18 protein-coding genes are annotated in these 17025 nt (G+C 65.9%); 12 read left to right on the forward strand and 6 right to left on the reverse strand.

What is annotated here, in order from left to right:
- Window positions 1-75 precede the first annotated feature (75 nt).
- On the forward strand, window positions 76-612 hold the full coding sequence (locus tag ACYVB7_RS17950; RefSeq protein WP_460510002.1) for a hypothetical protein: 537 nt from the start codon (window positions 76-78) through the stop codon (window positions 610-612).
- A 109-nt stretch (window positions 613-721) separates the two neighbouring features.
- Here the strand turns inward: ACYVB7_RS17950 and xopG are convergent, their stop codons facing one another.
- Both xopG and ACYVB7_RS17960 read right to left on the reverse strand, forming a co-directional pair.
- The gene (gene xopG / locus ACYVB7_RS17955; RefSeq protein ID WP_460510004.1) at window positions 722-1363 is read right to left on the reverse strand and encodes a type III secretion system effector protein; all 642 of its coding nucleotides are present in this window, start codon (window positions 1361-1363) and stop codon (window positions 722-724) included.
- A gap of 179 nt (window positions 1364-1542) precedes the next feature.
- Entirely contained in the window at window positions 1543-2688 is a 1146-nt protein-coding gene (locus tag ACYVB7_RS17960; protein ID WP_460510006.1) for a hypothetical protein, read from the reverse strand.
- A gap of 357 nt (window positions 2689-3045) precedes the next feature.
- Between ACYVB7_RS17960 and ACYVB7_RS17965 the strand changes: the two genes are divergently transcribed.
- The gene (locus ACYVB7_RS17965; protein WP_460510008.1) at window positions 3046-3771 is read left to right on the forward strand and encodes a hypothetical protein; all 726 of its coding nucleotides are present in this window, start codon (window positions 3046-3048) and stop codon (window positions 3769-3771) included.
- A gap of 45 nt (window positions 3772-3816) precedes the next feature.
- On the opposite strand, the gene ACYVB7_RS17970 is transcribed toward ACYVB7_RS17965, so the two are convergent.
- The 3 genes from ACYVB7_RS17970 to ACYVB7_RS17980 all read right to left on the reverse strand — a co-directional run bounded on the left by ACYVB7_RS17970 (window position 3817) and on the right by ACYVB7_RS17980 (window position 6213).
- A complete protein-coding gene (locus ACYVB7_RS17970) occupies window positions 3817-4194 on the reverse strand; it encodes a hypothetical protein (RefSeq protein WP_460510010.1) in 378 nt (125 codons plus the stop codon).
- A 25-nt stretch (window positions 4195-4219) separates the two neighbouring features.
- A complete protein-coding gene (locus tag ACYVB7_RS17975; protein WP_460510012.1) occupies window positions 4220-4621 on the reverse strand; it encodes a hypothetical protein in 402 nt (133 codons plus the stop codon).
- A gap of 431 nt (window positions 4622-5052) precedes the next feature.
- The gene (locus tag ACYVB7_RS17980) at window positions 5053-6213 is read right to left on the reverse strand and encodes an alpha/beta hydrolase family protein (protein ID WP_460510014.1); all 1161 of its coding nucleotides are present in this window, start codon (window positions 6211-6213) and stop codon (window positions 5053-5055) included.
- 226 nt (window positions 6214-6439) lie between these two features.
- On the opposite strand from ACYVB7_RS17980, the gene ACYVB7_RS17985 reads away from it, so the two are divergent.
- The 10 genes from ACYVB7_RS17985 (at window position 6440) to ACYVB7_RS18030 (ending at window position 15746) form a co-directional block, all read left to right on the forward strand.
- A complete protein-coding gene (locus ACYVB7_RS17985; RefSeq protein ID WP_460510016.1) occupies window positions 6440-7036 on the forward strand; it encodes a GNAT family N-acetyltransferase in 597 nt (198 codons plus the stop codon).
- Window positions 7037-7048: 12 nt separating this feature from the next.
- Window positions 7049-8116 carry an EscU/YscU/HrcU family type III secretion system export apparatus switch protein gene (sctU, locus tag ACYVB7_RS17990; RefSeq protein ID WP_460510018.1) on the forward strand — a complete coding sequence of 356 codons (1068 nt, stop codon included), beginning with the start codon at window positions 7049-7051 and terminating at the stop codon, window positions 8114-8116.
- Window positions 8113-9456, forward strand: coding sequence for a hypothetical protein (locus ACYVB7_RS17995; protein WP_460510020.1), 1344 nt, complete (start codon window positions 8113-8115; stop codon window positions 9454-9456). The genes sctU and ACYVB7_RS17995 overlap by 4 nt, the downstream gene beginning before the upstream one ends.
- Window positions 9457-9604: 148 nt before the next feature.
- On the forward strand, window positions 9605-11659 hold the full coding sequence (gene sctV / locus ACYVB7_RS18000; protein ID WP_460510022.1) for a type III secretion system export apparatus subunit SctV: 2055 nt from the start codon (window positions 9605-9607) through the stop codon (window positions 11657-11659).
- Window positions 11660-11679: 20 nt separating this feature from the next.
- Entirely contained in the window at window positions 11680-12411 is a 732-nt protein-coding gene (locus ACYVB7_RS18005) for a type III secretion HpaP family protein (RefSeq protein ID WP_460510024.1), read from the forward strand.
- Entirely contained in the window at window positions 12408-13445 is a 1038-nt protein-coding gene (gene sctQ / locus ACYVB7_RS18010) for a type III secretion system cytoplasmic ring protein SctQ (protein WP_460510026.1), read from the forward strand. The genes ACYVB7_RS18005 and sctQ overlap by 4 nt, the downstream gene beginning before the upstream one ends.
- A 50-nt stretch (window positions 13446-13495) precedes the next feature.
- A complete protein-coding gene (sctR, locus tag ACYVB7_RS18015) occupies window positions 13496-14104 on the forward strand; it encodes a type III secretion system export apparatus subunit SctR (protein ID WP_460510209.1) in 609 nt (202 codons plus the stop codon).
- Window positions 14105-14110: 6 nt separating this feature from the next.
- Entirely contained in the window at window positions 14111-14371 is a 261-nt protein-coding gene (sctS, locus tag ACYVB7_RS18020) for a type III secretion system export apparatus subunit SctS (RefSeq protein ID WP_068175125.1), read from the forward strand.
- A complete protein-coding gene (locus ACYVB7_RS18025; RefSeq protein ID WP_460510029.1) occupies window positions 14368-15294 on the forward strand; it encodes a hypothetical protein in 927 nt (308 codons plus the stop codon). Before sctS ends, ACYVB7_RS18025 begins: the two co-directional genes overlap by 4 nt.
- Window positions 15291-15746 (forward strand): type III secretion system chaperone family protein, encoded by a 456-nt coding sequence (locus ACYVB7_RS18030; RefSeq protein ID WP_460510031.1) that lies wholly within the window; start codon window positions 15291-15293, stop codon window positions 15744-15746. The genes ACYVB7_RS18025 and ACYVB7_RS18030 overlap by 4 nt, the downstream gene beginning before the upstream one ends.
- 39 nt (window positions 15747-15785) lie before the next feature.
- Here the strand turns inward: ACYVB7_RS18030 and ACYVB7_RS18035 are convergent, their stop codons facing one another.
- On the reverse strand, window positions 15786-16517 hold the full coding sequence (locus ACYVB7_RS18035; protein ID WP_460510033.1) for a winged helix-turn-helix domain-containing protein: 732 nt from the start codon (window positions 16515-16517) through the stop codon (window positions 15786-15788).
- Between the last annotated feature and the right edge of the window lie 508 nt (window positions 16518-17025).

A 17025-nucleotide genomic window follows, 5' to 3' on the forward strand; every position in this document is an offset into this window, starting at 1 on the left:
TAGTCGGCTCGGTGCTCCTGCACCATGCGCACAGCGCGCTCGCGGACTTCTGGGGAGAACTTCGGTGACTTGTTCATGGCTCCATCTTCTCAAGAGTTGGAGCCTCCTCAAAACCCGGGGCGGTTCACCCAGTCCGTGATGACGCTCGCACGTGCGCAGCAATACACCGATGCTGCAAAAAGCGTGTTTCCTTCGGGCACCTTGATGCAGCTTGCTGAACTCCAGCAAGCCATCAACGGTGACGGCATGGGAGGGCTCGTCTCCCCGATCGAGATGACACCCGAACAACTCGGGCGGGCGTTGCAGATGTGCCGTCAGCAGGGGTTCTCAAACTGCGACATGCAAGCCCTTGAGGTTGGACTTCACTTGAAGCACAAGTTGGGCATCGACGACTTCAAGATATTCAGCAACAGCGCGTTGAGCCACAACTACGCGGTGATCGACCCTTGCGAGATGTTCCCGAAAGGAGCCGCCGTTGACCCCTGGACAGGCCAGGGAGTACAGGAGTTGAGCATCATGAACAAGCTCAAGCTCAAGCACAACGAGAAGAACTGCAACGTCAACGAAAACATGATGGCGTTCATCGAAAAGTACGGGGCCCACTACGTGTAAAGGGCTCTCACTGCGGCCCAACGTGTTCGTTCGCGGTGGAGCCCGACACGAACCGTCTGGCCGAGGCCCGCTGCAGGAGTGCCTGGCCAGCGTGGCCCCGTGTGCGCGTTCACCAGTTGCCGGCTCGAGAATAGGTGTTCCGCAGGGGCATGTTGAGCTCCGACCGGATCGCGTTCTCGTTCGGTTCACCGCTGCGCGCGTACTTGCCCAGCCCCACGGCTCGCAACTCCTCTTTGCCCGACTCGGTGCGCGCGCACGAGGGATCTGCTGTCACGGCCACGTCGTGCTTCAACGTTCCGGCCAGGTGATGCTTGGCATGCACGAGTTCATGAGCCAGGGTGATGAACGCGTGCTCGGGATTGGCGCCGACAATGGGCCTGCCTTGGCTGTCCAGGTTCGGTTCTGCCGTTTGCTTGTTCCACGGTATCTCCGACGCCGTCCCCAGCTTCTTCAGCATCCCGCTGCCCGACGCGTTCTTCGCGAGGACCCGGTTGAACTCTTCCTGAGTCGGATGGCTGCTCAGCTGTTTCTCGATCTGCGACGCGGTGAGGCGGGGCCTCGCCACCGGAGCCTGGCCACCTTGTGCTTCCGAGATGGTGACCTTCTTCTCGCGAGTCGCCAGACCCTCGATGCTCTGCAAAAGACGCCGTCCGCTTGGCGCGGACTCGATGGTGTTCAGCGCTTCAACGACGTCGCGTTCGAAGTTGGGTGAGGTGTGGGCTCCGATCTGGATGGCCGGGAATCTGTGCATGTTTGGGCTTCTTGATAAACACGAGGGTTGACCGTGTCGCGGGGGGCGACTCGGCTGCCGACACTGCGAGACCGTGCGCGGCGGAGCCAGTTTCGGCGGGACGCGTCCCCATCAAGTCGCCTTCGCGAAGTTCCATTGAAGGAAGCGAAGCGCCTTCACGGCCATGGCCGTTCGCAGGCTCACCCGCTGGGATCATCGCTGCCGAGCGGGCGCGGGGAATGTCCACCGTTCACTGCGGCCGCCATCGCGTACCCGCTCAGGCTTGAGGTGACACGCTCCCGCAAGCGCTGCTGCACCTGGCCGTCGCCATCGTTTGGCGTGCTGGCGTGCAGGAAGGTACTCAGCACGTTCGCCTTGGCCAGCTTGTAGTCGGCTTCGGGCAGGACGCTGGCCAACCATGCGAACTCCACTTCGATGCTGCAGTCCGAGTGTTTCTGTGGCGTCATCCGCTGCGCGGAGGGATTCCAGTCCGGGGTCGTGCCTGCGGCGCCCAGCCAGGTTGCCAGTGGCATGCCCACCCACGGGTCGCGCCAAGCCTCGTCGGCTTCGCCCCTCATCTCGACGGGCAGGCTGACGACGCTGTGGCGCAGTGCCGTCAATGCTTCGCAGGCATCTTCCAATCGCATGATCTTTCCGATCGCCGCGTCGTGGGGATCCTCCCAGCCGCTCGGATTGAAAACGCTCACCCGGACCTCGGCCCGTGAAAGCCGGGTGGCGGAAATCGCCAAGGCGTGTCCGCCGTGCTCGCCCTGCTGGGTGACCCTCAGCAGCAGGTGTGCCCCATCCTCCAAGTGCGCGAGCCTGCCGGCAAGATCGACCTCTCCCCCCGATTCCACGTCAACGGTGCTGCACAGATAGGCGTGCGGCGACATGTGAGCCAGCTTGACAAGGGTGAAGGGCCGTTCCAGCGCCTCGCGAGCACGCCGCACCGCGACCTGATCGGTGCAGGCCGCCTCGAGGTGACGCAATGCGCCTTGAATGACCTTGGACAGCCGCCACTTCTCCCGGATGGGGACGCCGTGGTCCAGCGTGCCGGCGGCGCCGGCCAGTACCTGGAGGTCTTCGGGACGGACTCCAGACACGGTGCGCAACAACGCGGGCTCGACATGCGCCGGCGCTTGGTGCGCACCCGCAGGCACCCGGCTGACAGGGATCGGCCCAGGGGCGACCAGGCGGCGTTCCAGGCGGTCCGATTTCTCGCAGCGGCGTGCGAGCGGACCGTGGACCCCGTCTACCAGGAAGTGAAGCCCGCCCGACGTGCCGACTTCCAGCCGACCCTGCGATGCCTCGCCATTTGGCCACCGCAAGACGGCCCGCGGCGACATGAAGCCGCCAGGCCTTGGATCCGAAGCCTGGTTTGCGCGCGCGGACAAGCCTGCAGGGGGTTGCACCACCGCACGTGCAGGCTGGTTTGGCCTCTCTTCCGGCCGGGTGTCGCCACCGCTCGTGGGGGCGTCGGAATGCGTGCGGCGGTGGAGTGATGCGGCCGAGAGGCACTGTCCCATGATGATCTTTTGTCAACAGAGAGAGGGCCAACAGTAGCGCGGCTGCGCTCATCCATTGCAGTTTGCGCGAAGATGCGAGCGCCTTCCCGAAGTCAAGCACTCGTCGACGACCATGGCCTGGCTGCGCTTCACGCCTGGCGCCGCGATACCGCCCTGTGGCCTGGCGCTGACCACGCCGTGGCCCGGCGGTTCGGCGTCACTGGCCAGCTTGTGCTGGACGACAAGCCGCTGTCCCTTCAGCCCATGAGCGAGACTCAGCCGCCATCGTTCAGCGGCACACCGCAGACACCCGGCATTGACGTCTCGCCACTGACCACCGCACAGGCCGAGGCAGTGCGCGCCTTCATGGACCATGCCTGGGCCGAGGCCATCGGCAGCGACGCCCGTCTGCGCAACGACGACGTGATCATGGACGGCTGGATGCGCACCGTCGCCCATCTGCGCGAAGACTCGTACTGCGGTTCCGTGGCCAACGACACGCGGTGGCAGTTCGACGCGGTGCAGGCAGGCTGGCTGGCCGAGGTGGCCGACCATGCGCTGAAGGGCTTGTCCCGTTACGACGCTCTCTTGTCCTTGACCCGCGGCGCTGAGGACATCGTGCGCAAAAGGTTGGAAAACGAAGACGTGAGCCAGGTGGCCTACAGCAGCGTGCCGCCCAACCTGCGTGGCGACTTCCTCGACGAAGCGCGGCGCCGCGCCGCCGACTGGCCCGAACAGTCGCTGTTCATCGAGCTGGTCGGCGTGGCCCGCTCGATGGGAAAACCGGTCGCGGCGGCGACGAGCATCGAGGTCGCGGGCCAGGTGCTGCAGGCCTTCGATCAACTGCTCAACCAACCCAGCTACGGCATCTTGGCGCCTGACGTGCCCCCGGCCGTCGGCCCGGGCACGACCGAAGGCTGTTGAGCGGCACCTCAACGGCATCACCGGCGGCCCGACGCCCAGGCGTGATCACTTGGCCATCGGGCGCTGGGACTCCTTGTCCAGCGCCGTCAAGCCCCGCGCTGCGGTCAGCAGCGCGGCTTGCAGGGCAGCGGCGCTGTGCGGCCTGCGCAGCAGCACCTCGCCGGCCCCCACTTGTTGGCGCACCTTGGCGGCAATCGCCTCAGGCGTGGTCGGCTTACCCCCCGTGGTGGCCTGGATGGACGCCAACATCGCCAGCGCCACCCGGGGCGGGATCGCACCCTCGTGGTCGCGCGGGGGCCTGTGGGGCAAATCGCCCTGCAGCGCGTCGCGCGCACCCGGGGTGGGCGCCTGGCTCTTCGCCCTCGCGGCTTCGCCCGCGGTGGGCACCGGCTGGAACGTTGCGATGCTCGGCGGGAACCTCATGCCATTGATCGACATGCCAATCTCCTCATGCTCTCAAGAAGGTGAACGAGTCGTCGGGTGTCCCGATCTTGTTTCCCTGCGCAACAACTGCCTTGCGCTGCTCTTCGAGCAGCAGGTATTTCAGCGGGCTCTCTCCGGGCTCGGGGGAGCTCTCGACGTGCTCGCAGGTCGAGATCAGCAGCGCGATCGCGTCCGCACGACAGCTCTCGTGGTCCTGGTCGGGATCCCGCATCAGCTCGCCAGTCACTTCCTCGATCAGCGCGTGAAAGCGACGCACCAGCTCCGGGTTCAGTCCCTTCGCCTCCGACGGCGTGGGTGCGGGCGCCGGGCTGCGGTGCGAATCCCCGTGGCCCACGTCGCCGCCCGACGCGCCGTTCACCGGCGTGAAGATGTCGGTTCGGCTGAATGCAAGACTGTCCTTGAACACGTTTCCTTCCCTGGAAATTTTTGTGAAGGCCAGGATCCCGGCCGTGCGGAGCAGCGCCGTTGTTAATCGTGGCGCACCTTCTCCCGCACCGAGAGCAAGCAGGTGCCGTCGGCATCCGTCAGCGCCGGGCCATCCGCCAAACTGCCGGGCTGCGAGGCAGCCACGCGTGCCAGCAGCTGCGGCTCGTCCGGGTGGACGGGGGCAAGAACCGTGGACAGGCTTCTTTGCTGTTCATCATGCGGGGAATGGGTTGGTAGAGGCTCCCATGCTCGGGCAGTTGACCCTGGTGGCGGGTGCGTCACCCGAAGCGGTGCGGGTGCAAGCGAAGCGCATCCGCCTTCGCTTGTGGTGGCGGGCACGCTGGCGCAGGTGGCCAGCGGATCTTTGTTGGCTGGCGTAATGCTATTTAATTGATAGCTGCTTACGCTTTTTTATAAAGCGGTGGAGGCTGTTTTTTCTTGAGGTTTTGGAGTGCTGGAGCGGTCAGCCCCCGCCAGCGCGGCAGCGGGGCTGGCCTGGGCGTCGCGCTTGAGGTTGTTGAACTGCCAGCCCAGCGACTCGATCACGCTGTCCATGCTGTGCAGGTCCACCGTGTGTTTGAGCGCACTCAGGCGCCCCATCTCGCCCTTCCAGTCCAGGCCCTCGGGTTTGGCGTCGGGGGATTTCACGGCAGACAGCACGTAACGCCCCCCTTGAACCGACGGCACAAAGGGCGGGGTCTTGTCCTGCAAGCGGCTCAACACCTCGCCGCTGACGTTGTAGGCGCGAATCAGGCCGTTGGCATGCTGGTTGTGTGCGCCATGGCGCTCCAGGGTTTTGGGGTGAACTGCGGCGGCATTGAACACCACCGCCTTGCTGTGGGTGGCCAGCGCCTGGGCCTGGGCCAGGCCGCCGCCCTTGGAGTGCCCCACAAACGCCACCTGCCCCGGCACCGCCTCGGTGATCTTGAGCGCCGTGCGGATGGCCTGGTCGTACTGGCGGGCGCGGTGGCCTGCACCTTGCTGGAGGTTGGTTTTCCAGTCCTTGGCGGCCATGTCGCCGCTGGTGGTGCCGCGGTTGGCCAGCACATACCGGTCGTCGGGCGTTTTGTACACGGCGGCAAAGTAGCCGGTGCTGGGGTCCGCCAGGTCTTTGTCGCTCAGGTTGAGCGCCGCCAGTTCGTGGCCGGACAAACGTGTGTACCCCTCGGGCAACAGGGTCGCGGAGGGTTGGTCGGCGTACACGTCGCGGGCCAGCAGCGCGTGGTGGAAGACGGGGGCAAGCTCCTCCATCTGCTGCGCCAGGGCGGGTTGTTGCTGCCGCCACTTGGGCAACTGGGCCAGCACGTCCTCCACCTGGGCCTTGATGGCCAGGGGTTTGGCGGCATCGCCTTCGGCAGACGCCGCGGGAGGGCTCGGTGCATCGAGCGTCAAAGGCGGTGGCAAACGCACGCGCACCGGGGCCAGTTCACCGCCCGCGTCCAGCGGGCGTTGCGGGGCGCGGGTCAAGGCCAACGGTGCGACCGGGTCCGGGTGAGCACGGGGCAGCGCGGACGGCAGCACCCCCGGTGTGCTGGCGTGGCTTCGTGCGGAGGGGAGCGATTGGATGGACACGGTGGACGAGCATGCCCAGCCCCCTGTGCACCAAGGCCCTGGGGGCGAAGCAGCCAGCCCGAAAACGAAAGGTCGTTGGCCGTTGGCCGCGGGCGGCATGTGCGGGGCATGGCCACGCCGTCAGCGTGTTTCGCCGCATCAACGTCGGCTTCGTGTGCGGCCTGCGGCAGCTGGGGGGTGTGCGTAGATTGAGGTTCAGCACATCACCCACACAGGTTCCTCCACCATGCTGAACACCTCCACCGACATCGCCCCCATTCCCTGGGCGGACTTGCCCGCCAACACCGCGTTGAACGTGCGGCAGGCCACGCCCTTCGATGCCTCCATCGTGGCCCGCATCTACAACGAATCGCTCCCACCGGGAGCGCCTACCCATGCGGATGCCAACACCCGCATCGGGGGGCGTTTGTTGGCCAGCAGTCGGCTCCAGCGCCTCACACCCGAACTCATGGTGGGCTGGATCAACGCCCACCGACAGAACAGCCGCCCCTTGTGGGTGGCCCACACCGAGGGCAAGGCCGTGGGCTGGCTGAGCCTGCTGGGCTTCTCGGACCGGCCCGCATGCAGTTATGCAGCCGAGGTGGCTGTCTACGTGGCCAGCGGCTGGCAGCGCCAGGGTGTGGGCCGGACCCTGCTGGAGCACGCCTTTCGGGAAGCACCGCACTGGGGCATCGACCGGCTCATGGCCTTCATCTGGCACGACAACATGGGCAGTCGCCGCTTGTTTGCCCAATGCGGCTTCGGCCCTTGGGGGGCGCTGCCCGGCGTGGTTTGGGCCGAGGGCATGGGGCGCGACATGCTGATCGTGGGGCGGCAGCTTTGACGGGGCCACACCATGTCCGGTGAAAAGACCGAAGAGCCCACCAAGAAGAAGCTCGACGACGCCCGCAAGAAGGGGCAAAGCCCCAAAAGCCAGGACGTGAATGCGGCGGTGAGTGTGGTGGGCCTGATGGTGGTGCTGATGGTGATGGCCGAGACCATGTTCGACCGCATCTCGCAAACCCTGGAGCAGGCCTTGCTGCAAGGGCTGCAGGTCCACGACAACGACACCTTGCTGGCGTTGATGGCCGACACCCTCAAAAGCGCCGTGGGCACGGTGGCCCCCGTGGTGCTGGCCTCGGTGGCGCTGGGGGCCTTGGCCGCGTTTGCTCAAGTGGGGGTGAACATCTCGTTCGACCCCGTGAGCCCCAAGTTCGACAAGCTCAACCCCGCCGAAGGCTTGAAAAAGCTGTTCTCGGTGCGCTCGTTCATCGACTTCCTGAAGATGGTGGTCAAAGCCATCGCGCTGGCCGCGGTGCTGTGGGTGATGATCAAGGGCATGGTGCCCCTGCTGGTGGGGGCCACGTACTTCGACCCGCTGGGCGTGGGCATGATGGCGTGGAAAACCATCATCAAGCTGCTGGCCGCGGGCAGTGTGGTGTTCATCGTGGTGGGCCCGGTGGATTTCGGCCTGCAGCTGTGGCTGTTCAAGCGCGATCAGAAGATGTCCAAGGACGACGTCAAGCGCGAGCACAAGGAAAGCGAAGGCGATCCGCAGCTCAAGGGCCAGCGCAAGCAGTTGGCCCATGAAATCGCCAGCAGCCCGCCCGAAAAACGCGTGCCCGGGGCCTCCGTGGTGGTGACCAACCCCACGCACTACGCGGTGGCCTTGCGCTACGAGCCGGGCGAGACGGCGCTGCCCATCATCGTGGCCAAGGGCATGGACGCGCAGGCCATGCGCATCCGCGCCATTGCCGAGCAGTCGGGCGTGCCCATCGTGGGCAACCCGCCCCTGGCCCGTGCCCTGCACAAGCTCAACCTGGACGACCCGGTGCCCGAAGAACTCTTCGAGTCGGTGGCCGCAGTGCTGCGCTGGGTGGGCTACTTGAAATCACTGTCCACCGAATCAAGCGCTTCACCATGACCTCGCTCACCGCCATTCCCTCCGGTTCGGCCACCTCCTCTGCCCGCGGCATGGCTCCCCATGCCGACCCCGCGGAGGGGGCGGGCCGCGTGACCAACGAACCAGCGCGTCAAACGCCTCCGGCAGGCGACCCGGCCCTGGCCCCACGCAGCGCTGCGTCGGCGGATGGGGGCTTGCCTCCGCGTGCGGCGCTGGGTGAATTGCGCCAGCGGCGTCCCAGTGCGCCCGCCCGTGAAGGCGTGGGGGCACCCCCGCCCCCGCCAGAAGCGGCCACGGACTTCATGGGCCGCCTGGCCTCGGGCGCGGTGGTGGCGGGCGGGTATGCGGCCCATGCCTTGGCCGCCATGGCCAAACTGTGGGTGGGCGCGGTGGCGGTGTCTGCGGGCTACCGTGCCGTGCGCAACCCCACCGACTACCTCTTTCACCCGGTGGCCACCACCATCGGGGCGGCCACGTTTGGCGCCCGAACCACCCAGCACACCCTGGACCAGGGTCGTGCGCAAGTGCAAGCCGCCTATGGCGACCACTTTCCCGCCCATGCCGCCTGCGACCGGGTGACCCCGGAAATCAGCTGGAACCTGGCCCACATTGCGGGGAACTACGGGCAGTTGGGCCGCAACCACCGGATGCAGCCCGAGCAAATGCACATCGCGGCCTACACCTCGCTGGCCGATCCACAGCATGTGGTCAACCACGAGTTCATCCACTGCCACACCCACCCGAACTTCCTGCGGGCCATTGAGAAAAGCCCGGACGCCGTCAAGATCGACGAGGGCATCACCGAGCACCTGGCCGATCAGCTGCCTGGGCACTGGGCCACCAAGCTGGGCGTGTACGACCTGTCCCGTCTGCCCGATGGCAAGACCTGGACGCAGGCCGCCGCCGAGCTGGAGAAGGCGGTGGGGCGCGAAGTGCTGCATGCGGCCGTCTTTTCGGGGGCCAGCGACGCGGTGTACCAGGTGAGCCAGGCGATGCTGCAGATCTGGTCCAAGGTGCCCGACCCGGATGTGTGGATGTCGGCCATGGCCGCCCCGAGCAAGGCCCGACAGCCGCTGGCGGAGGCGGTGATCGGGGCCTCGCTGCTGTACCAGGACCGTTTGCCGGAGCCCATGCTGGGGTATCCCCCCAGGCCGGTGCTGCCCATTGCGCGTGTGGACGACATCGGCCCCGCCGATGCGGCGCGGCTGCGCGAGCAGGCCCAACAGGCGCGTGAACGCATCGGCCCCCGCTTCGACCTGGCGTTTTGCCAGGCCGGCAAAACCCAGCAACGGCGGGCGCTGATGGACATCCAGGATGACCTGGCCCGCCACTGGAAGCCGGTGCTGACCGGCAAGGCCTGAGGCCCGTCAGGGGCGACACACGGCGTGGCTTCGCTTCCCGGGATGGGGCTTCGCCTGGGTGCAGCAGGGTCGGGCCCCGGACCCTAGATTGACCTCATTCCCTGGGGAGCGTTCCCCGAACACCCATTGCCTTCAGCTGGAGACCCGCATGGCCATTCGCCTCAGCCCCACCCTGGGCAACGACCTCACGATGGCGGGCCTCATCGTGGCCATCGTTGCCCTGATGATCCTGCCGCTGCCCACGGCGCTGATCGACTCTCTGCTGGCCATCAACATCGCCGCCAGCGTGCTGTTGCTGATGACCACGCTGTTCATCCCCAACGCGGTGTCGCTGTCCACCTTTCCGTCGCTGCTGTTGTTCACCACGCTGTTCCGGCTGTCGCTCAACATCGCGTCCACCAAGGCCATCTTGCTGCATGCCGATGCCGGTCACGTGATCGAAAGCTTCGGCAACCTGGTGGTGGGGGGCAACCTGGTGGTGGGCATCGTGGTGTTCATCATCATTTCGGTGGTGCAGTTCATCGTGATCTCCAAGGGGTCGGAGCGCGTGGCCGAAGTGGGTGCACGGTTCACCCTGGACGCCATGCCCGGCAAGCAGATGAGCATCGACGCCGACTTGCGTGCCGGTCTCATGACGGGTGACGAAGCCCGCCGCAAACGCTCCTTGCTGGCCATGGAAAGCCAGATGCACGGGGGCATGGACGGGGCCATGAAGTTCGTGAAAGGCGATGCCATTGCCGGGCTCATCATCACCCTGGTCAACATCCTGGCCGGGATCGTGGTGGGCGTGCTGTACCACGGCATGACGGCGGGCGAGGCCTCCACCCGGTTTGCCGTGCTGTCCATCGGTGACGCCATGGTGTCGCAGATCCCTTCGCTGTTCATCTGCGTGGCCGCGGGTGTGCTCATCACCCGCGTGGCCGACGAACACGAAAAGAAGCCCCGTTCCCTGGGGCAGGAAATCAGCGCCCAGCTGACACGCACCCCGCGGGCCATGTACCTCGCCGCCACCCTGACCCTGGCGTTTGCCCTGGTGCCCGGCTTCCCGGTGGTGCAGTTCATTGCCTTGGCCGTGGCCTTGGCCGCCACCGCGCACATGCTGGGCCGTGCCCGCCGCAAGGAAGAGGCCAACGTCATCTCCAAACCCATCAGCGCCTTGCAGCGCGAAGGGGGCAAGGGCGATGCCCCGGCCATCCTGCTGCAGCCGCCGCACTTTGCCAAGCCGCTGGCCATCCGCATGTCGCGCCCACTGGGCGACCTGCTGGAGGCCGACCGGCTGGACGTGGCCCTGGAATCGGAGCGCAGCAAGCTGCAAGCGCATTTGGGCCTGCCCTTTCCCGGGGCGGCCATGTGGGTGTCGGGCGACTTGGAGGGGCACAGCTTTGACGTGCTGCTGAACGACGTGCCCACCAGCCGCCACGAGGTGCCCGGGCGCATGCTGCTGGTGACCGACCCCCAATCCCCCTTGGCCAGCGGCGCCGAACGGCACGGGGCCATCCTGGGCATGGCCGAGTCCCTGTGGTTGCCACCGGCCGCTGTGCCCGACGCCCAGCGGGGTCAGGCCTGTCTGGACCTGGAGCACGTGATCGCCGCCCAGGTGTTTGACGTGCTGCGCCGCCATGCCCACATGTTCATGGGGGTGCAGGAGGTGCAGTGGGTGATCGACCGCGTGGTGGCCGAGTACCCGGGCCTGGTGGCCGAGGTGCAAAAAATCCTGCCGCTGCAACGCATTGCCGAGGTGATGCGACGGCTGCTGGAGGAGCAGGTGCCCATCCGCAACATCCGCAGCATTTTCGAGAGCCTCATTGCCTGGGGCCCCAAGGAAAAGGACATGCTGCTGCTCACCGAGTACGTGCGCGGCGACCTGGGGCGCTACCTGGCATTTGAGGCCTCGGCGGGCAGTGGCCAGCTGGGGGCCATTCTGTTGGACCCCGGCATCGAGCAGGCCATTCGCCAGTGCATCAAACCCACGCCCGCAGGCAATTACCTGGCCATGCCCCCGGAAAACGCCATGGCACTGACCGACCGCATTGCCGCCATCGCGGGCGATCCTGCGAAAGGGGTGGCGCTGGTCACGTCCATGGATATCCGGCGTTATGTGCGCAAGATGATCGAGGCCCGCCTGGACTGGCTGCGCGTGTACTCCTTCCAGGAACTGGGCAGCCTGATTGAACTGCGGCCCATCGGGCGTGTGACGGGCTGATCCGACAGGCGCCGCACACCATGACACGCACCGAAGGCCGTCGCCCGCTCCGCGTCCTGACCGCGGCGGAAATTGCCCAGCTGCAACAGGCCCCCCGCGGCGCGGCGCAGGTTGCGGCGCTTCAATCGGCCGATCGGTTTCGTCGCACCTTGTCGGGGACGTCCCGCCGCGGAGACACGCCGCCGCTCCCGCTGTCATCGCCGCCCTCATCGCTGTCTGCCTCCGGCTCGGTTCACCGGCCCGAGGGGCAGGGCACCGTCTCCGCGCACACGCAGGGCCTCCAAGCGGCCCGGTTGATGGATGCTGAGGCCGTGCCCGAGTGGCCGACCGTGCCCGACCTTGTGGCGGGCGAAGACGGCCTGGGCTTGGACCCGGTGGCGGCGCGCACGCTTCACACCTCCGCGGCGGCGCAACACACCGACGCCCCTGCGGAGGCCGCCCGGGTGACTGCCGGGGGGGGCGTGGACGTGACCCAGGATCCCTGGCCCGAGCAGATGGCCCAGACCATTGCGGCCTTGTGCGCACGCGCCGCGCCGTCGTTCGTGAACTGGACCGTCACCCTGCCCATGGATCCCGCGGTGCTGCCCGAAACCGACCTGCGCCTGAGTCTTTCGCAACACTGGTTGTCGCTTCGCTTCATCACCCAGTCGCCGCATTCCCACCACTTAGTCTCCACCCATCGGCACAAGTTGCTTGAACAGCTGGAGCGTTTGCCCCAGCTGCCCCATGGAATTGACATCGAGGTGACATGAACGGCCCATCCGCATCGACTGCTGCCCGTGCTGTGCAGGTTGACAGCGTGGCACGCCACCTGCCGTCGGTGCCCCCTGAGGTTGCGCGGGCCACGCGGGTGGGATTTGACCGTCGTTGGCCCCGCTGGTTGGCGCAGTGCGTCGGTCTGGAAGGTGTCCAGGTGTACCCCGGACACGCAAGCCGCGAACAGCTGGTGTTGGCGCTGGCGTGCGCCCACGGTGAGGCTCAGCTGGCGATGGATCCCGCACCTTGGCCCGCGTTGCAGTTGGCCGCAGGCTTGGACGATCCCGCCTTGGCGTGCGAGGTGACCCATGCCTTGCTGGCCCCGCTTCTGCATCGCTTGTCCGCGCTGTGGCCAGGGGCGCAGGTGCGCTCCGTCAGCCGAAACACGGCCAACCCCACCACCCGCATTCACCTGCCTTGTGTCGGGCACCCAGATGCCGAGGTGAACCTGCTGCGGCTGGAACCCCGGTTGGCAGCCCACATGGGGAGCGTGCTGGCCCACGCCGTGACGCCGGAGTTGGGTGAGCTTCGCACGCTGCGCGTGCCCATGCGCATCACGCTGTTTGAGCGGACCCTGCCCCGCCACCGATTGCAGGCGCTGTCGGTGGGGGATGTGGTGTTGAACGGTGTGGCCCATCGCTCGGACACACATTGGCAGGCGACATTGAAGTTTGGAACGGGAATCATCATGCAAGCCACCGCAGACATCGACCTCCACCAACCCCGCGCCAGCGTGGTCGCGGAACCCCGCATCATCGAAGACGATGCCCCCCCCGCTGCCGAATGGGCGCGGCAGCCGCCGGACCTGGACCGCCTGCAGGTGCCGGTGGCGTTCGAGATCGACAGCGCCCGCGTCAGCCTGGGCGAGCTGGCCAGTCTGGGGGTGGGCTCGGTGATCGAGCTGGATGTGGGGGTGCTGGACGCTTCCGTGCGGTTGGTGTGTCACGGGCAGACCCTGGGGATCGGCCAACTGGTGGCCGTGGGAGAACAGCTGGGCGTGCGCATCGTTCAAATGGGGGTGGCGTCATGATGCCGCTGCCCAGTGCCGATCCAGTCTCGTTGTTTCTGGTGCTGGCCGCGATGGCGGTGCTGCCGTTTGCGGCCATGGTGGTGACGTCGTACACCAAGATCGCCGTGGTGCTGGGCTTGCTGCGCAACGCCATTGGCGTGCAACAGGTGCCGCCCAACATGGTGCTCAACGGCGTGGCCATGATCGTGTCGTGTTACGTCATGGCCCCGGTGTTGATGGAAGCCTCGGAGCAAATGCGCATCACATCCCCCGGCTCGGCACAGTCCAACGCGCAGCAGATCATCGGAGCCGCCGATGCCGCGCGCGAGCCCTTGCGCCGCTTCCTCGAAAAACATGCCGATTCGGCTGAAAAGGCGTTCTTCCTGAAGTCGGCCATGGCCATCTGGCCCCCCGAGCGTGCCGCCAAGCTGAAGAAGGACGACCTGCTGGTGCTCGCCCCCGCGTTCCTGCTGACCGAGTTGACGGCGGCCTTTCGCATCGGCTTTTTGCTGTACCTCGCGTTCATCGTGATCGACCTGGTCATCGCCAACGTGCTGCTGGCCATGGGCTTGTCACAGGTCACGCCGACCAACGTGGCCATTCCGTTCAAGTTGTTGTTGTTTGTGGTGCTGGATGGGTGGTCCAAGCTCATCCATGGCCTGGTGCTCACCTACCGCTGACCGACCATGCATTACGAAAACGTCATCCGACTCACCTCTGAAGCGCTCATGATGTGCCTCCTGCTGTCGCTGCCTGCGGTGGCGGTGTCGGCCATCGTGGGCCTGCTGATCTCCTTTGTGCAGGCGGTGACGTCCTTGCAGGACTCCAGCATTTCCCAGGGCATCAAGCTGCTGTCCGTGACCGTGGTGGTGGCCATTTGTGCGCCGTGGGCCGGTTCCACCCTGCTGCGTTTCGCCGAGAACCTGTTGGCGGCCATGTTCCTGTGAACACCCGGATTCGCCCCACTTCGTCGTCCCAGGCTGCCGCCGACGTTCGGCGGCACGAGGCCCTGTTGCACACCCAAAAGTCGGGGGGGCAGGGCGGCTCGGTGCACCGCGGGCAGTTTGGGGGCTACGTGTTCCGGCTGGGGCGGGCACCTGCGCCGCCTGCTGCGCGGCGGCCGCCACCCTTGCGGCGACGGCCACCTCGGCCTCCAGGCGCACAGTCTTTGGAGCTGGAGCACGACGCAAGCCACGATGCCCTGTCCAACATGGGGCCATCGGCGGAGTCTTCGGCCTGGCAAGACCAGGCCCTTTCGGCCAGCTTGGACATGGAGGGATCGCACACCCACGACGACACCAACGACCCCATGCGAGACGGGGAAGCCCAGGCCCCCTACCGGGCCATGCAGTGGAAGCTGGGGCTGCGCGAACGCCCTGCGGGGCAAGATGCAACCGGTTTCGCCGACGCGCAGCCCTTGGCGGGGCTGCAAGCCCAAGCCCTGTTGCCTGGCGAGGTGGCGAGCGCTCCCGTCCATCACGACGCCTTGGCGCTTGCCCTGGTGAACCAGATGTTGGCCCAACGCCCGGCAGCGCCCAGTGCACCCGGGGTGCCAACGCAGGCCACGCGTTTGCAACTGGCAGCCGTTCGAGCCTACCTGCTGGCGGTGCACGAACACCAACTGGCACCCGGCCCCCTGTCCACGTTGGCTCACGTCAAACAGCTGTTGCTTGACCGAGCCCCGGGGGGCGGCCAGGGACCGGTCCGCACCTTGCCCGACGAGGCCCAGCAAAACCTCAACCTGTTGTTGCCGCTGAAGCTGCTCCACGCCGATCGGCCCCGCACGCCCGAGCAAATTCAGCAGGCGTGCGACCGCATCGAGTTGTCGTGCCAGCTGACGTTGGCGTCCGTTCCTCCGGCCACACCATGAGCTTCGAACGTTATCAATCGCTGGTGCGCGAACTGTGTCAGGTCATTGACCTGCCCGATGCCGACAGTGTGCTGCAACGAGGCAGCATCGAGGTCGAAGGCTTTGAGGTGCACCTGGCGAACTTCCAGAACGACCCCGGGGCGATGTACCTCAACTTCCACTACGGCATCGTGACGGCCGGGCGCACGATGCGCATCTTTCGCCTGCTGCTGGAGGCCAACCTGAGCGTTTATGCCCAGGACCAGGCCCAGCTTGGCGTGAATGCGGACACCGGGGGCATCGTCCTCATCGTGCGTGTGCCCATGGGCGATTCGATCACGGGGGCTTGGCTGGCTGAAACCATGACCCACTACGTCGAACACGGTCGCTACTGGCGCGACAACATTTCCAACGCCACCGACGAGATGTTTGTGGGCATCTGCGCGGGTGACTACTTCTGGATACGGGCTTGAGCACCCAGAGAACCGGCCATGCCGAACCCGGGCCAGGCTTTACCAGAGATGTCCCGGCAGGATGGGCACTGCCTTGGGCGGTGGCGGCGGCGCCACGGAGGGTGCCATGCGGGATGCAAAGAGCGCATCCGCGGCCGCCGCCGCGTCCACACCGAAGTCGGACATCGACCAATCCGGGCGGTTTTCCTTGCGCAGGTCGAGGCGGTAGCCCACGCTGTAGACGGTTTGGATGCGGATCCGGGAATCCATGTCGTTGACCGACAGCTTGCGACGCAAACGGTAGATGTGTTGTTCCAGCGTGCGTTTGCACACCTCGCTCGATCGGCCCCAGACCCGGGCCGCCAAACTCGACATGCCCACCACCCGCCCCACGTTGGTGAACAACACCCAGGCCAGCGAGAACTCACGGGAGGTGAGGCTGACTTCCACGCCCTCGTGAAAGACCGCGGACGTTGCGGGGTCCAGCGAAAACGGACCGATGTCCACCCGTTGGTTGGAGTGCACGGGGGCCAACCCCACTCGGGCGCGCAAGCGTGCCAGCAGTTGGCACACGCTGCCGTTGTGTTCTGCGTAATCGGTGGCGCCGTACGCCAGGGCCTCGGCCATGCCGACCCCTTGACCGTCTCCCACCACGATCACGGGCACTTGGTGTCCCGCCTTCATCTGCAGCATGGACAGCCAGTCCGCCAGGTGCGTGGCGTTGTCTTCCAGGACAACGGCCTGGGTGTCCCCTTGTTTGAGTTTGTGCAACAGGGTGCCGATGGATGGCATGGCGAGGACCTCAACGCCTTGGGCTTGCAGGTCTCTGCACACGGCGGCCCCTTTTGTTTGCCGTGCAAATAAGGTCATGACTTTCACTTTGGCCTCCTGCTTTCAAAAGTCTGGCGATGCGATTGCGTCCTCCCCTTTTGTCTTTCTTGGGTCTATTTTTATGGAAATGATACTGCCCAATGAGGCGCATTATGTCAAGCGAGTAAGTTCTGAGGCTGAACTTTCTCCAATTCAGAAATGCACTGGGTATTCAGACTTTGCATGCATTCCCGCCCACATGGCATCAACCCTGATCGTGCGTTGGTGAAGCTGTGCTTGCCCACCTCCATGAACCCCTTGGTCATGGGAAAAATACTCGTGCCGGAGATCGACGCGCGAAGCCAGTGCACCGATCTATCGGAGGCAGACGCCTCTTGCAACGGCCTGATCACGGGTGCTGGTTTGGACTGAACGGATGCGGGGCTTGAATTTCCAAAAATAAGGAAAATCTGATTCAATGTAGTCCAAT

Source organism: Hydrogenophaga soli, from assembly GCF_054777695.1.

Excerpts from the sequence above, each read along its gene's own strand:
- ACYVB7_RS18030 (WP_460510031.1), top strand. The coding sequence starts at position 15,291 with ATGAGCTTCGAACGTTATCAATCGCTGGTGCGCGAACTGTGTCAGGTC.
- xopG (WP_460510004.1), bottom strand. The coding sequence starts at position 1,363 with ATGCACAGATTCCCGGCCATCCAGATCGGAGCCCACACCTCACCCAAC.
- sctS (WP_068175125.1), top strand. The coding sequence starts at position 14,111 with ATGCATTACGAAAACGTCATCCGACTCACCTCTGAAGCGCTCATGATG.
- sctU (WP_460510018.1), top strand. The coding sequence starts at position 7,049 with ATGTCCGGTGAAAAGACCGAAGAGCCCACCAAGAAGAAGCTCGACGAC.
- ACYVB7_RS18035 (WP_460510033.1), bottom strand. The coding sequence starts at position 16,517 with ATGCCATCCATCGGCACCCTGTTGCACAAACTCAAACAAGGGGACACC.
- ACYVB7_RS17985 (WP_460510016.1), top strand. The coding sequence starts at position 6,440 with ATGCTGAACACCTCCACCGACATCGCCCCCATTCCCTGGGCGGACTTG.
- ACYVB7_RS18005 (WP_460510024.1), top strand. The coding sequence starts at position 11,680 with ATGACACGCACCGAAGGCCGTCGCCCGCTCCGCGTCCTGACCGCGGCG.
- ACYVB7_RS17960 (WP_460510006.1), bottom strand. The coding sequence starts at position 2,688 with ATGTCGCCGCGGGCCGTCTTGCGGTGGCCAAATGGCGAGGCATCGCAG.
- sctR (WP_460510209.1), top strand. The coding sequence starts at position 13,496 with ATGGCGGTGCTGCCGTTTGCGGCCATGGTGGTGACGTCGTACACCAAG.
- sctV (WP_460510022.1), top strand. The coding sequence starts at position 9,605 with ATGGCCATTCGCCTCAGCCCCACCCTGGGCAACGACCTCACGATGGCG.
- ACYVB7_RS17950 (WP_460510002.1), top strand. The coding sequence starts at position 76 with ATGGCTCCATCTTCTCAAGAGTTGGAGCCTCCTCAAAACCCGGGGCGG.
- sctQ (WP_460510026.1), top strand. The coding sequence starts at position 12,408 with ATGAACGGCCCATCCGCATCGACTGCTGCCCGTGCTGTGCAGGTTGAC.
- ACYVB7_RS17995 (WP_460510020.1), top strand. The coding sequence starts at position 8,113 with ATGACCTCGCTCACCGCCATTCCCTCCGGTTCGGCCACCTCCTCTGCC.
- ACYVB7_RS17970 (WP_460510010.1), bottom strand. The coding sequence starts at position 4,194 with ATGAGGTTCCCGCCGAGCATCGCAACGTTCCAGCCGGTGCCCACCGCG.